Raw genomic sequence first — 12,690 nt, 5'->3', positions numbered from 1 at the left:
CCCACCACTTCATTCGGCGGTCACTGTCCCCGCGGGGGTGGGGGTGTGGGTGGCGAAGCGCCCACCACTTCATTCGGCGGTCACTGTCCCCACGGGGGTGGGGGTGTGGGTGGCGAAGCGCCCACCACTTCATTCGGCGGTCACTGTCCCCACGGGGATGGGGGTGTGGGTGGCGAAGCGCCCACCACTTCATTCGGCGGTCACTGTCCCCACGGGGATGGGGGTGTGGGTGGCGAAGCCCCCACAACGCGCGGCGAAGCCGCGCAAAAACAGAGATGGCGAGACAGTTCGCGCTTTCCGCGAACACGCCTCGCCATCGCCATCGTGCGCCGCCAGGGACTCGAACCCCGGACCCGCTGATTAAGAGTCAGCTGCTCTAACCAACTGAGCTAGCGGCGCCTGCTGACGTCGTTAACTCTACATGACCTCCGGTGGTGCTCCTGACCACCCCGGATGCGGCCGATCGGCCCCGCCAGGGACCTCTGTACATCATTCGGACCGTCAGCATGCGCGTCCTCGTGAGAGTTGGGAAACTGATCAATGTGAACAGATCCTGATATGTCCATACGAAATGTGAGGTAGATCGCATGGAGTCTCCGGTGTTCGAGGAGATCGAGCCCGAGATCGACTGCGACTGCCCCGGCTGCGCACACAGCCGGGGCCCCCATCCGCACTCCCCGGCCGCCCGCACCCCGTCCGTCCGCACCCCGTCCGTCCGCACCCCGTCCGTCCGCCGCACGCTCGTCGTCGCCGCCGTCACCGCCGCGGCCCTCGGCGCGGGCCACGCGGCACCGGCCGTGGCGACCCCCCTCGTCTCCGGCCGGCCGGCCATCCCCGCAGGTGACGACGGCGGAGGGGCCGGCGACAGCCCGACCCCGCAGGGAGAGGCGGGCCCGCTGCGCGGCAGCGACGGTGGGGCGACCGAGCCGGAGGGCACCCCGAAGGCGCTCACCATCACCCGCACCGAGATCATCAGCCGGGCCCGGGCCTGGGTCGCCGCGCGAGTGCCGTACGACATGTACGCCTACTGGTCCGACGGCTACCGGCAGGACTGCTCGGGCTTCGTCTCGATGGCCTGGAACCTGCCGCGCAACGAGTGGACGGGCAGTCTCGGAACGTACGCGGTCCGGATCACCAAGAACCAGCTCCAGCCCGGCGACATCCTGCTGTACCACAACCGCGACAACCCGCAGAGCGGCTCGCACGTGGTGATCTTCGGCGGCTGGACCGACCACACCCACCGCTCCTACATCGCCTATGAGCAGACCCCGAGGCGCGCCCGGCGCCTGGCGACCCCGTACGCCTATTGGACGCACTCAAGTCACTACGTCCCCTACCGCTACAAGGGCATCAGGTCGATCACGGCCGGCGCCAGGCCGGCCGCGCCCCCGCCCTACCTCTGGACCGGGACGGCCGCGAACGGGCTGCCGGGGCCGGAGACCTGGCCGCCGCCGGCGACCGGGGAGGGTGAGGACATCAACACCGGGGCCGGGCGGTCCGCCTCGCACGGACTGCCCGGATATCCGGGGCGCGCGATGTTCCGGCCCGGCGCGAACAACGAGTACGTCACCCAGTTGGGCAACCGGCTGGTGAAGAACGGGTACGGCCGCTTCTACCCGAGCGGGCCGGGTCCGCGGTGGTCCCTGGCCGACCGGCGGGCGGTCGAGGCCTTCCAGCGCGCCCAGGGGTGGCGGGGCGGCGCCGCGGACGGCTACCCGGGGCCGGAAACCTGGCGCAGGCTCTTCGCGTGACACGCGAGGCGCCGTGCTGAGCGGGCCGACGGCCCACTGTCCTGAACCATCTGGCGCGGAGGCTGGAGGCAGGTATGAGCACGACCACTTCTCTCACGCCCGATCCCGACGGGACCGAGGCGACGGGGTGTGCGGACGGCCCGGCGACCCGTCCCACCCCCCGGCTGATCCACACCGAGGCGACCACCGAGATCCCCGTCCACCTGCTGTTCCGTGACGACCCCGGCCCCGCCCCGGTGTCGCTCAGACCGGCGGTCGTGGGCAGCAGGAAGGGCACCGGCGAACAGCCGCGCCTGCGGCGCCGGATGCCCGATCCGGCCCGCCCGGCACCGCAGGTGGACCCCGATCTGGAGGAGCGGCCGGGCCGGGTGCTGCCCGGAACGGTGGGGGTGGTCGCCGGGGTCACCGGGACGGCGGGCTGCGTGCTCACCTCGTGGTGGGCCGGGGTGCTGCCGCCGCTGGCGGCGCAGGCGCTGAGGCTGCCGGTGTGCCCGGGCGCCGGAGTGGGGCTGGGGCAGTGGGCCGCGTACGCCGGAGCCGGGGCGCTCGGGCTGCTCGGTTTCGGCGGACTGGCCCGGGGCCGGAACGGGCGTGCCTGGGTGCTCGGGCTGTTCGGCCGCTACCGGGGGACCGTCCGGCGGACCGGACTGGTGTGGGTCAACCCGCTGGTGCTGCGCCGCCGGGTCGACGTGCGGCTGCGGCACTGGCGCAGCGAGCCGATGCCGGCCACCGACCTGAGCGGGGTCGCGCTTCGGGTGGTGGTGCTGGTGGTGTGGCGGGTGCGGGACACCGCACGCGCGGTGCTCGGTGTCGAGGACCACGAGACGTACCTGCGCGACTGCGTGGAGGCGGTCCTCGCGCAGGTGCCGGTGCAGACGCCGGGCGGGGCGAGGGGCTCGGTGGAGGCGACGGGGGACCAGCTGACCCGGCTGGTGGCGCGCGAGGCCGCGCCGGTCGGGCTGGAGGTCTTCTCGGTGCGGCCGGCCCGGGTCGAGTACGCGCCCGAGGTCGCGGCCGCGATGCACCGGCGCAGCATCGCCGTGCTGGACGCGCAGCACCGGGCGAGCATGCTCACCTCGGTCGTGGACTCGGTGGAGGACACGGTGACCCGGCTGACCATGCGCGGGCTGGTGGAACTCGACGACTACGAACGCAAGGTCCTGGTACGGGATCTGACGGTGGCCTTCTGCGCGGGGCGCCGGGAAGCCACCCCGTGATTGGTATGGACATGTTCAAGTCGCGACAATAATCTGGAACTTGGTCTAGACCTGCACAGCTCACTGAACTTCCCCCACGTTCACCAGGAGCGGCAGCATGCGCAAAAAGGCCAAGTTGTACGGCGCCGTGCTGGGTCTCGCGACCGCCGGAGCCTTCGTGCTCTCGACCGGCGGCGCCAGCAGCCACGGCTACACCGACCTCCCCGTCAGCCGGCAGAAGCTCTGCGCCAACGGCACCGTGACGAACTGCGGCGACATCCAGTACGAGCCGCAGAGCGTCGAGGGGCCCAAGGGCTTCCCGGCGAGCGGCCCGGCCGACGGGCGGATCTGTTCCGGGAACAACACCCGGTTCGGCCAGCTCGACAGCCCCAGGACGCCGTCCGGCGGCGCCTGGCCGGCCACCAGGGTCAACGGCGGGCAGAGCTACACCTTCCGCTGGCAGTTCACCGCCATGCACGCCACGACCGACTTCAAGTACTACGTCACCAGGCAGGGCTGGAACCAGAACCATGCCCTGACCAGGGCGGATCTCAACACCACACCGTTCCTCACGGTGCCCTACGGCGGTCAGCGCCCGCCGTCCACCCTCAGCCACAGCGGCACCCTGCCGTCCGGCCTGAGCGGCCACCACGTCATCCTCGCGGTCTGGACGATCGCCGACACGGGCAACGCGTTCTACGCCTGCTCCGACGTCACGTTCTGAGGGCGGACGTCATGTTCTGAGGGCAGCGCGAGCGGGCGGCCCGGCCGGCATGGGTTCCGCCCATGCCGGCCCCGGCGTCCTCCCTGTCGTGGGTCCTGCCGCGGGCTCCACACCTGATGCCGTGTCAGCTACCGTGCGGCCCCATGGGATCCAGGCAGCCCACGCGGCCCACCGTCGCCGAGCTGGTCCGGGCGCGGTGGGGCGACCGCCGGCCCGGGCTGTGGTTCGAGGACCGGGTGCTCACCCACCACGAGGTGGCCGCCGGGGCCGCGGCGCGGGCGGCACTGCTCGGCGGCCTGCTGCCGCCCGGCGCCGAGCCGCACGTCGGGGTGCTGCTCGACAACACCCCGGAGTACCCGCTGTGGCTGGGCGCCGCCGCCCTCGCGGGCGCCGCCGTCGCCGGGATCAACCCCACCCGCCGGGGCCCCGAACTGGCCCGGGACGTCCTGCACACCGAGTGCCGGGTCCTGGTCACCGAGCCGGCCCACCTGCCGCTCCTCGACGGGCTCGACCTGCCCGGGGTGCGGCTCCTGGTCACCGGCAGCGAGGCGTACGAGCAGGTGCTCGGGCCCTTTGCCGGGGCGGAGCCGGACTCCTTCGGCGCCCTTCCCGGCGACCGCCTCCTGCTGTACTTCACCTCCGGCTCGACCAGCGCCGCCAAGGCGGCGATCTGCACCCAGGGCCGGCTGGCCGCCGCCGGACACTCCCTCGCCGGCCACTTCGGCGTACGCCCGGACGTACCGGGCGCGGCTCAGGACGGAAGGGATGCGGTGTGCCGACCCGGTGTGGTGGCGGCCACCGGGGGAGCAGGCCTACCGGAGGCTGACCGGCGCGAACGCCGAAGGGCCTCTCGCGATCACGAGAGGCCCTTCATCTGTGCGCCGCCAGGGACTCGAACCCCGGACCCGCTGATTAAGAGTCAGCTGCTCTAACCAACTGAGCTAGCGGCGCATGACTCCCGCCGCCCGCTTCCCGCGGCCGACGACAAAGAAAATACTACCTGCTCCCCAGGGGTGCTTCCGACCACCTGGCCCGGTCGCTAGCGACGGGGCGAACGTTGCCGGCCGGGGCACTAGATCGTCAGGGAGAGCAGCACCGGAGCCGCGCTGCGGTTCAGCCTGTCCGCGGCCTCGCGCAGGCGGTGCACGTGCTCGACCGGGAGCGACAGCGCGAGACAGCCGACGGAGGAGCCGGCCGTGATCGGCACGGCCGCGCAGACCGTGCCGATCGCGTACTCCTGCAGGTCCAGGACGGGCACCGTGGGCGGCTGGGCCTCCAGGCGGGAGAGCAGGAGCTTGTCGCTGGTGATCGTCCTCGAGGTGAGGCGGGCCATCTTGTGCCGGGCGAGGTGGTCGCGCCGCCCGTTGTGGTCGAGCTGGCTCAGCAGGCTCTTGCCGACCGCGGTCGCGTGGGCGGAGAAGCGGAAGTCGAACCATTCGTTGACCGCCGGGGTGGCCGGGCTGTCGGCGTACTGGGTGACCCTGACCTCACCGTCGACGTACCGGCTGATGTAGACGGCCGCGCCCACCGAGTCGCGCAGCCGGTCGAGGGTCCGCTGGAGCTTGTCGCGCAGCGCCTGCCCGCGGCCGCGGGCCGAGCCCAGGCGGGCCAGGGTGTCCCCGGTCACGTAGGCGCCGTCGGTGACCTGCTCGACGTACCCCTCGCGGCGCAGCATCCGCAGCAGGGCGGTCAGCCGCTCGGGGCCGATGCCGGTGCGGCGGGCGAGCTCGGTGTCGGTGACCCCGGCGGAGTGCCCCGCCACCGTCTCCAGGACCCGCAGGGCGTCCTGGGCCGAGTGGTACGGTGCGGTCGGCTCGTGCATCAGCGCCACGGTTTCCCCCTGCGCTCGCTTCCTGTGCCGTGATCCGGGCCTCGAATCCCTCCCACGATAACCGGCAAAGTCCCTGCCGGGAGCGGGTGTTGGCCAGATTGCCGCCCTGCTGTCCGCGCCCTCGGCCCAGCGTCACATGCCGGTGTCATGACCCGGCACGCGGACCTCGGGTGACGGCTCGCACACATCCCGTGGCCGTTTCGGACGTCCCGGGTCCGCGTCCGCTACAGCACCGCGCTCAGGAATTCCCGGGTGCGTTCGTGGTCGGGGTCGCCGAAGAGCTTCTCCGGCGGCCCCGACTCGATGATCCGGCCCGAGTCGAACATCAGCACCTGGTCGGAGATGTCCCGGGCGAAGTTCATCTCGTGGGTCACGCAGAGCATCGTGATGTCGGTGCTGCGGGCGATGTCGCGCAGCAGGTCGAGCACGCCCGCGACCAGCTCCGGGTCCAGCGCGGAGGTCACCTCGTCCAGGAGCAGCACCCGCGGCTGCATGGCCAGCGCCCGCGCGATGGCCACGCGCTGCTGCTGCCCGCCGGAGAGCTGGGTCGGTCGCACGTCGCACTTGTCGGCGAGGCCCACCAGGTCCAGCAGTTCGCGGGCGCGGGCCTCCGCCTCGTCCTTCGGCAGGCCGAGGACGGTGACCGGAGCCTCCGTGATGTTGCGCAGGACCGTCATGTTCGGAAAGAGGTTGAACTGCTGGAAGACCATCCCGATCTTCTTGCGCACCTCGCGGCACTGCTTCTCCGGCGCCGGGAAGAGCTGCCGGCCGTCGACCGTGATCGTGCCCTCGTCGGGCTTGGTGAGCGTCATCAGCAGCCGCAGGATCGTCGTCTTGCCGGAGCCGGACGGGCCGATCAGCGTCACGTGCTTGCCGGAGTCCACGGAGAAGTCGAGCCGGTCCAGCACGGTGTTGCCGCCGAAGCGCTTGGTGACCTGGTCGAGTCGGATCAGCTCCCGGCCGTCCGCGGCGGGGGCGGCGGTCGTCGTGGTCGTCGGTTCGGTGTCAGCGGACAAGACGGCGCTCCAGGGCTCGCAGGAGGAGGGATGCGGGGTAGGCGATGAGGATGAAGGCGATGCCGACGGCCACGATCGGCTCGTTCATGTGGAAGGTCCGCGAGCCGTACTGGCGGGCCTGGCCGAGCATCTCCAGCACGCCGATGGTCATCAGCATCGGCGAGTCCTTCAGCATCGCGATGACGTAGTTGCCCAGCGCGGGCGCGACGCGGCGCAGCGCCTGGGGCAGAATCACCGCGGTCCAGGTGCGCGAGCGCGGCAGGCTGAGCGCGGTCGCCGCCTCCCACTGGCCGGGCGGCACGCCGTCGATGCCGGCGCGGTAGACCTCCGCGGTGTACGTCGAGTAGTGCAGCCCCAGGCCGATCACACCCGTGGCCAGCGCGGACAGGGTCAGGCCCCACTCGGGCAGGACGTAGAAGAAGAAGAAAAGCTGCACCAGCAGCGGCGTGTTGCGGATGAACTCGGTGACGGCGGTGACCGGCCAGCGCACCGCCCTGACGGGCGAGCGCTGGGCGAGCGCCCAGACCAGGCCGAGGGCGAAGGCGATCAGCGCGCCCAGCACCAGCGCCTGCAGCGTGACCAGCAGGCCGTCGCGGAACGCGGGCAGGAAGTCGCCCAGCGTGGACCAGTTCCAGTTCACGACGCACCTCCGGCGGCCGACGAGCTGTGGGCGAGGTCCTGCCGCTGGTCCGGGCCGGTCTTCGCGCTCACGGCGGGCTCAGCCTGCGGGGCCCGTCCGACGCCGGCCTTGGCCCTGCGTTCCACCAGGCGCATCGCACGGGTGAGGAGGAAGGCGAGTACGAAGTACATGACGAGGACGACCGTGTAGACCGGCGCGCTCCGGCCCGTGGCGTTCCGTACCAGCTGGGCGGCGAAGGTGATGTCGCCCACGCCCAGCACGGACACCAGGGCGGTGCCCTTCAGCAGCTCGATGAGAAGGTTGTTGAAGGGCGGGACCATCTCGGGCCAGGCCTGTGGCAGCACGATCTTCCGCAGACGCTGCGCCGGGGGGAAGCCCAGGGCGATCCCGGCCTCGCGCTGCCCCTGCGGCACCGCCGCCACCGCGCCCCTGACGATCTCCGAGCCGTAGGCGCCGTAGGTGCAGCCCAGCGTGAGCACCGCGGCCCACATGGGCACGAGCTGCCATCCCAGGGTGAGCGGCACCACGAAGAACACCCAGATCATCAGCACCAGTGCCGAAGTGCCGCGGAACAGTTCGAAGTAGGCGCCGGCCAGGAAACGTACGATCCGCAGCCGGTGGGTGCGGGCCAGGCCCACGGCGAAGGCGACGACCGCGCCGAGCGCGGCACTGAACACGGTCAACTCGACGGTGACCCACACACCGTGGAGCAGGAGTCCCCACAGACCCGGAGTGATCTCACTCATGACCGGCACTTCTCCTCGGCCGTGAGGGTCGTCATCTGGTCCTTCGTGAAGCCGAACGGGCGCATGACCTCGAGCAGTTCACCACTGCGCTTCATCTTGTGCAGCTCCCGGTTGAAGGCGTCGCGCAGGTTGCGCTCGGGTCTGCGGAACGCGAACGCACCGGCGTCGATCACCGGTTTGCCGTCCATGTACGGGGTGACCTCGCCGGTCGCCTCCGCCTTGTTGCTGCCGGTCTGTTCCACCACGTTGCGCACCGTGACCGCGGTGCCCGCGAAGACGTCCACCCGGCCCTGTTCGACGGCGAGGAGACCGGCCAGCTGGTCCGGCAGGGTGTCGATCTTCTTCACCCCGGCCGCCTTGGCGTAGTCGATCTCCGCGTAGCCGATGCCGGTCGCCATGCGGGCCCCGGTCCGGGCGATGTCGGCGTAGGAGTGAAGCTTCTTCGGGTTGCCCCTGGGCACGATGAAGGCGTCCTTCATCTGGTACTCGGGATCGGCGAAGATCACCTGGCCGCAGCGTTCCGGGGTGATGTACATGCCGGCCGCGACCACGTCGAACTGGAGCGAGTTCAGCCCGAAGATGAGCGAACCGAACTCCGTCGGGAACGGCTCGACGCGGTCGACGCCGAGTCTGCGGAAGACGCGGCCGGCGATGGCCGGTGCCGAGCCCGTCACCTTGCCGTCCTTGCCGATGTAGCCGTAGGGCTGCTCGCCCGCGATGCCCAGGCGCACCACGCCCTTGGCACGCAGCTGCTGGAGCAGTTGCCCGCCGTCCCCGGTGTCGGCGGCGGCCACCCGGCTGCATCCGCTGCTCGCGCCGACCGCGCCGGCCGTGGCCAGGGCGGCCGCGCCCGCGAGCAGGGCGCGCCGGTGCAGACCGGTGCCGTGCGTGCGTCGTGAGCCGTTGTCGTGTGACTGCAGTGGAGCCATGGGCGCGCCGCTACCCCGACCGTGAGCGGGTATTCCGGATGGTTTCCGTCTCCCCACCGTTCCTTCACGCCTCGTTCCCGGTCTCGGAAGACGAGGGCGGACCTCACATCGGGGCCCGGCCGGGCCCCGATGTGGCGCCCCGGCGCCGACGGGTACCCGGGCCGTGCGGCCGTATCGGGCCGCGCCGTCAGGGGTACCCCCGAGCGGTGCGGGCAGTGGAGTGGGAGGAAGCAGCCGGCGTGCTCCTGGCCCGTACTGCCCGGAGAGACACCGCAGACCGCAGGGAAGGCTGGACATGACCGCACTCGGATTCCTCTATCCGGGCCACTGTGCCGAGGACGACTATCCGCGCATCGAGCAGCTCCTGGGCAGTGACATCCGGCTGGACCTGGTCCGCACCGATGCCGGTGAGGACGCGCACCGGGTGGACACGCTGCGCGAGCTGGGTTCGCCCGAGCGGCTCGCGCAGGGCGTCGAGGAGCTGCGGCTGTCCGGGGCCGAGGCGGTGGTGTGGGCCTGCACCAGCGGCAGCTTCGTGCACGGCTGGGAGGGCGCGCACGAGCAGGTGCGGGCCCTGGCGCGGGCGGCGGGTATGCCGGCCTCGGCCACCTCCTTCGGCTTTGTGCACGCGGTGCGCGAGATCGAGGTACGCCGGGTGGCGGTCGCGGCGACGTACCCCGCGGACGTGACCGGTCTCTTCGTGGACTTCCTGCGCGCGGGAGGCGTGGAGACGGTCGGGGGGCACAGCGTCGGTGCCGTCACGGCGGCCGAGGCCGCCCGGTGGGGCGAGCCGGAGATCCTGGCCCTGGCGCGGGAGGCGGACGTTCCGGATGCCGAGGCGGTCCTGCTGCCCGACACGGCCCTGCGCACCGCCTCCCACATCCCGGCCCTGGAGAAGGACCTGGGCAAGCCGGTCCTCACGGCGAACCAGGTGACGGTCTGGGAGGCCCTGCGCCTGACCGACCGCCGCGTGAACGCCCCTTCCCTGGGTGCGCTCTTCACCCGGGAACCGATCGTGCAGGTGTAAGTGGCTCCGCTTTGCGGACGGGGCCGTACGGGCGTTACCTGGAAGTGTCCGGCGGTGCAGCGAGAACGCCCCGGGCCACAGCACGGACCGCCGCGGCTGCCCGTGTCCCCCGGAGCGGACCGTCGTCACCGCCGTCATCCAGCGTCCGACACGGAGGTGACCAAGGTGAAAGCCGTCGTTTACGAGAAGCCCTTCAGTGTGTCCGTGCGGGACGTGGACGACCCCAAGATCCAGCACCCGAACGACGTCCTCGTACGGATCACGTCGTCCGCGATCTGCGGATCGGACCTCCACATGTATGAGGGCCGCACGGCCGCCGAGCCGGGCATCGTCTTCGGGCACGAGAACCTCGGCATCATCGAGGAGGTCGGACCCGGTGTCGTCTCGCTGGCAAAGGGCGACCGGGTCGTGATGCCCTTCAACGTGGCCTGCGGATTCTGCAAGAACTGCCTCGCCGGGGAGACCGGTTTCTGCCTGACGGTCAATCCCGGCTTCGCGGGCGGCGCCTACGGGTACGTGGCCATGGGCCCGTACAAGGGTGGTCAGGCGGAGCACCTGCGGGTGCCCTTCGCCGACTTCAACTGCCTGAAGCTGCCGCCGGGTGAGCAGTTCGAGACCGACTTCGTGCTGCTCGCCGACATCTTCCCGACCGGCTACCACGGCTGCGAGCTCGCCCAGGTGTCCCCGGGCGAGAGCGTGGCCGTCTACGGCGCCGGGCCCGTGGGGCTGATGGCCGCCTACTCCGCGCTGATTCGCGGCGCGGCAAAGGTGTTCTCCGTCGACCGGGTGCCCGAGCGGCTCGCCAAGGCGGAGGAGATCGGGGCGATCCCCATCGACTTCACCCAGGGCGACCCGGCGGCGCAGATCAAGGAGAAGATGGGAGGAGAAGGAACCGACAAGGGCGTGGACGCCGTCGGCTACCAGGCCCAGGCGCACGACGCCAGCCATGAGGAGCCGGCCATCGTCCTCAACGAGCTCGTCGAGACGGTACGGGCGACCGGCAGGCTCGGTGTGCCGGGTCTGTACGTGCCTTCCGACCCGGGCGGCCCCGACGAGCACGCCAAGCACGGCCAGCTTCTGGTCTCGATCGGCCGGATGTTCGAGAAGGGCCAGAAGATGGGCACCGGTCAGTGCAACGTGAAGCGGTACAACCGCCAGTTGCGCGACATGATCATCGCCGAGCGGGCCCGGCCCAGCTTCGTGGTCTCCCACGAGCTGCCGCTGGAGGACGCACCGGCGGCGTACGAGAAGTTCGACAAGCGGATCGAGGGCTACACCAAGGTGGTTCTGCACCCCGACCACGCACTCGCCGCGTAGGACACGCGCACGCAGCGCAGCAGATGGGCAAGGGATGCCGCTCCGCCCCGGGGACCGCCCCGGGGCGGAGCCCTGCGGGGTGCCGCTGGGCCGGGTGAGCCGGTGGGCCGGGTGAGCCGGTGGGCCGGGTGAGTCGCCGGGCCGGGTGCGCTGGTGGGCCGGGCGGGCGCGCGGAATAACCGGGGACGGTCTCCTGTTAGGGCCGGGCAGGAAGAACCACGGCCGAACCACCAGGAGGACCCCCGTGTCGGCAGACGAGATCCGCGGCGAGGCCCACGGCACCGCGCCGGTACCCCTGTCCGTCCTGGACCTGGTGACCGTGGGCGCGGGCCACACCGCCACCGACGCCCTGCGCACCAGCGTGGCGCTGTCCCGCCTCGCGGAATCCCGTGGCCTCCACCGCTACTGGGTCGCCGAACACCACTCCATGCCGGGCGTCGCCTCCTCGTCCCCCGCCGTGATCCTCGCCCACCTCGCCGCCCACACCGACCGCATCCGCCTCGGCTCCGGCGGCGTCATGCTCCCCAACCACGCCCCCCTGGTGATCGCGGAGCAGTTCGGCACCCTGGAGGCCCTGGCCCCCGGCCGGGTCGACCTCGGGCTCGGGCGCGCCCCCGGCACCGACGGCGCCACCGCCGGCGCACTGCGCCGCACCGACCGGCTCGACGAGGGCGCCGACGACTTCCCGCAGCAGCTCGCCGAGCTCACCCGGTTCCTCGACGACGACTTCCCGGACGGCCACCCCTACCGCCGCATCCACGCCGTGCCCGGCCCCGTCCAGGCGACCTCCCCGGGCGGCGTCCAGTCACCGCACCGCCCGCCCGTCTGGCTGCTCGGCTCCTCCGGCTTCAGCGCCCGCCTGGCCGGCCTGCTCGGCCTTCCCTTCGCCTTCGCGCACCACTTCTCCGCACAGAACACCATCCCGGCCCTCGACCTGTACCGGGAGTCCTTCCGGCCGTCCGAGGTGCTCGACCGGCCGTACGCCCTCATCGGCGTCTCCGCGCTCGCCGCCGACGACGAGAAGGAGGCCCGCAGGCAGGTCCTGGCCGCCGCGCTGAACATGGTCCGCCTGCGCACCGGCCGCCCCGGACTCGTACCCACTCCCGAGGAGGCCGAGGCGTACGAGTTCAGCCCGATGGAGCGGGAGTTCGTCACCTCCTGGAACGCCAATGTCGTGCACGGCACCCCGGAGGAGGTCCGCGCCGGCCTCGACGACCTCCAGAAGCGCACGGGCGCCGACGAGTTGATGATCACGAGCAACGCCCACAGCGGCGCCGTGCGCCTGCGCTCCTACGAGCTCATCGCGGACGCCTACGACCTGCCCACGACCCGAGGTGACGGCCGGTCCCGGAGCTGACCGCCGCGAAGCTCACCCCGCGCGAGTCGACCGCGCGCGAGCCAACCGTCCGCGAGCCGATCGCGCGCGAGTGCACCGCCCCCGAGTCAACCGTCCGCGAGTCGACCGCGCGCGAGTCCACCGTCCGCGAGCCGATCGCGCGCGAGTGCTCCGCCC

General features: G+C 71.8%; 11 protein-coding genes, 2 tRNA genes and 1 pseudogene. 7 read left to right on the top strand and 7 right to left on the bottom strand.

The annotated features are described in order from the left end of the window. Nucleotides 1-325 precede the first annotated feature (325 nt). Nucleotides 326-399 (bottom strand) — tRNA-Lys (locus AB0A61_RS09520). Between the two features lie 188 nt (nt 400-587). On the opposite strand from AB0A61_RS09520, the gene AB0A61_RS09515 reads away from it, so the two are divergent. From AB0A61_RS09515 to AB0A61_RS09500, 4 genes and pseudogenes are all read left to right on the top strand, one after another. Then, nucleotides 588-1,751: a peptidoglycan-binding protein gene (locus tag AB0A61_RS09515; protein ID WP_361288736.1), complete on the top strand. Its 1,164-nt coding sequence runs from the start codon at nt 588-590 to the stop codon at nt 1,749-1,751. A gap of 74 nt (nt 1,752-1,825) precedes the next feature. Further along, nucleotides 1,826-2,968: an SPFH domain-containing protein gene (locus tag AB0A61_RS09510; RefSeq protein ID WP_361288733.1), complete on the top strand. Its 1,143-nt coding sequence runs from the start codon at nt 1,826-1,828 to the stop codon at nt 2,966-2,968. Nucleotides 2,969-3,065: 97 nt separating this feature from the next. Continuing rightward, nucleotides 3,066-3,671, top strand: a complete 606-nt coding sequence (locus AB0A61_RS09505) for a lytic polysaccharide monooxygenase (RefSeq protein ID WP_361288730.1) — start codon at nt 3,066-3,068, stop codon at nt 3,669-3,671. Nucleotides 3,672-3,814: 143 nt separating this feature from the next. Then, nucleotides 3,815-4,402: pseudogene (locus tag AB0A61_RS09500) on the top strand (AMP-binding protein); the annotation flags it as partial. A gap of 146 nt (nt 4,403-4,548) precedes the next feature. On the opposite strand, the gene AB0A61_RS09495 reads toward AB0A61_RS09500, so the two are convergent. From AB0A61_RS09495 to ehuB, 6 genes are all read right to left on the bottom strand, one after another. Beyond that, nucleotides 4,549-4,622, bottom strand: a tRNA-Lys gene (locus tag AB0A61_RS09495). Nucleotides 4,623-4,743: 121 nt separating this feature from the next. Continuing rightward, nucleotides 4,744-5,502 (bottom strand): IclR family transcriptional regulator C-terminal domain-containing protein, encoded by a 759-nt coding sequence (locus AB0A61_RS09490; RefSeq protein WP_361288727.1) that lies wholly within the window; start codon nt 5,500-5,502, stop codon nt 4,744-4,746. 224 nt (nt 5,503-5,726) lie between these two features. Next, the gene (gene ehuA / locus AB0A61_RS09485) at nt 5,727-6,518 is read right to left on the bottom strand and encodes an ectoine/hydroxyectoine ABC transporter ATP-binding protein EhuA (protein WP_361288724.1); all 792 of its coding nucleotides are present in this window, start codon (nt 6,516-6,518) and stop codon (nt 5,727-5,729) included. Beyond that, on the bottom strand, nt 6,508-7,158 hold the full coding sequence (gene ehuD / locus AB0A61_RS09480) for an ectoine/hydroxyectoine ABC transporter permease subunit EhuD (protein ID WP_361288722.1): 651 nt from the start codon (nt 7,156-7,158) through the stop codon (nt 6,508-6,510). The genes ehuA and ehuD overlap by 11 nt, the downstream gene beginning before the upstream one ends. Beyond that, nucleotides 7,155-7,904, bottom strand: a complete 750-nt coding sequence (ehuC, locus tag AB0A61_RS09475) for an ectoine/hydroxyectoine ABC transporter permease subunit EhuC (RefSeq protein WP_361288719.1) — start codon at nt 7,902-7,904, stop codon at nt 7,155-7,157. The genes ehuD and ehuC overlap by 4 nt, the downstream gene beginning before the upstream one ends. Beyond that, nucleotides 7,901-8,833 carry an ectoine/hydroxyectoine ABC transporter substrate-binding protein EhuB gene (gene ehuB / locus AB0A61_RS09470; protein WP_361288716.1) on the bottom strand — a complete coding sequence of 311 codons (933 nt, stop codon included), beginning with the start codon at nt 8,831-8,833 and terminating at the stop codon, nt 7,901-7,903. Before ehuB ends, ehuC begins: the two co-directional genes overlap by 4 nt. 295 nt (nt 8,834-9,128) lie before the next feature. Between ehuB and AB0A61_RS09465 the strand changes: the two genes are divergently transcribed. The 3 genes from AB0A61_RS09465 to AB0A61_RS09455 all read left to right on the top strand — a co-directional run bounded on the left by AB0A61_RS09465 (nt 9,129) and on the right by AB0A61_RS09455 (nt 12,534). After that, the gene (locus AB0A61_RS09465) at nt 9,129-9,860 is read left to right on the top strand and encodes a decarboxylase (RefSeq protein ID WP_361288713.1); all 732 of its coding nucleotides are present in this window, start codon (nt 9,129-9,131) and stop codon (nt 9,858-9,860) included. Nucleotides 9,861-10,025: 165 nt separating this feature from the next. Continuing rightward, nucleotides 10,026-11,177 carry a glutathione-independent formaldehyde dehydrogenase gene (locus AB0A61_RS09460; protein WP_361288710.1) on the top strand — a complete coding sequence of 384 codons (1,152 nt, stop codon included), beginning with the start codon at nt 10,026-10,028 and terminating at the stop codon, nt 11,175-11,177. Nucleotides 11,178-11,421: 244 nt separating this feature from the next. Further along, nucleotides 11,422-12,534: an LLM class flavin-dependent oxidoreductase gene (locus AB0A61_RS09455; RefSeq protein WP_361288707.1), complete on the top strand. Its 1,113-nt coding sequence runs from the start codon at nt 11,422-11,424 to the stop codon at nt 12,532-12,534. The last annotated feature ends 156 nt before the right edge of the window (nt 12,535-12,690 follow it).

This window comes from Streptomyces sp. NPDC046197, from assembly GCF_040646295.1.
GTDB lineage: Bacteria > Actinomycetota > Actinomycetes > Streptomycetales > Streptomycetaceae > Streptomyces.
This window is presented reverse-complemented; position numbering and strand designations above follow the sequence as displayed.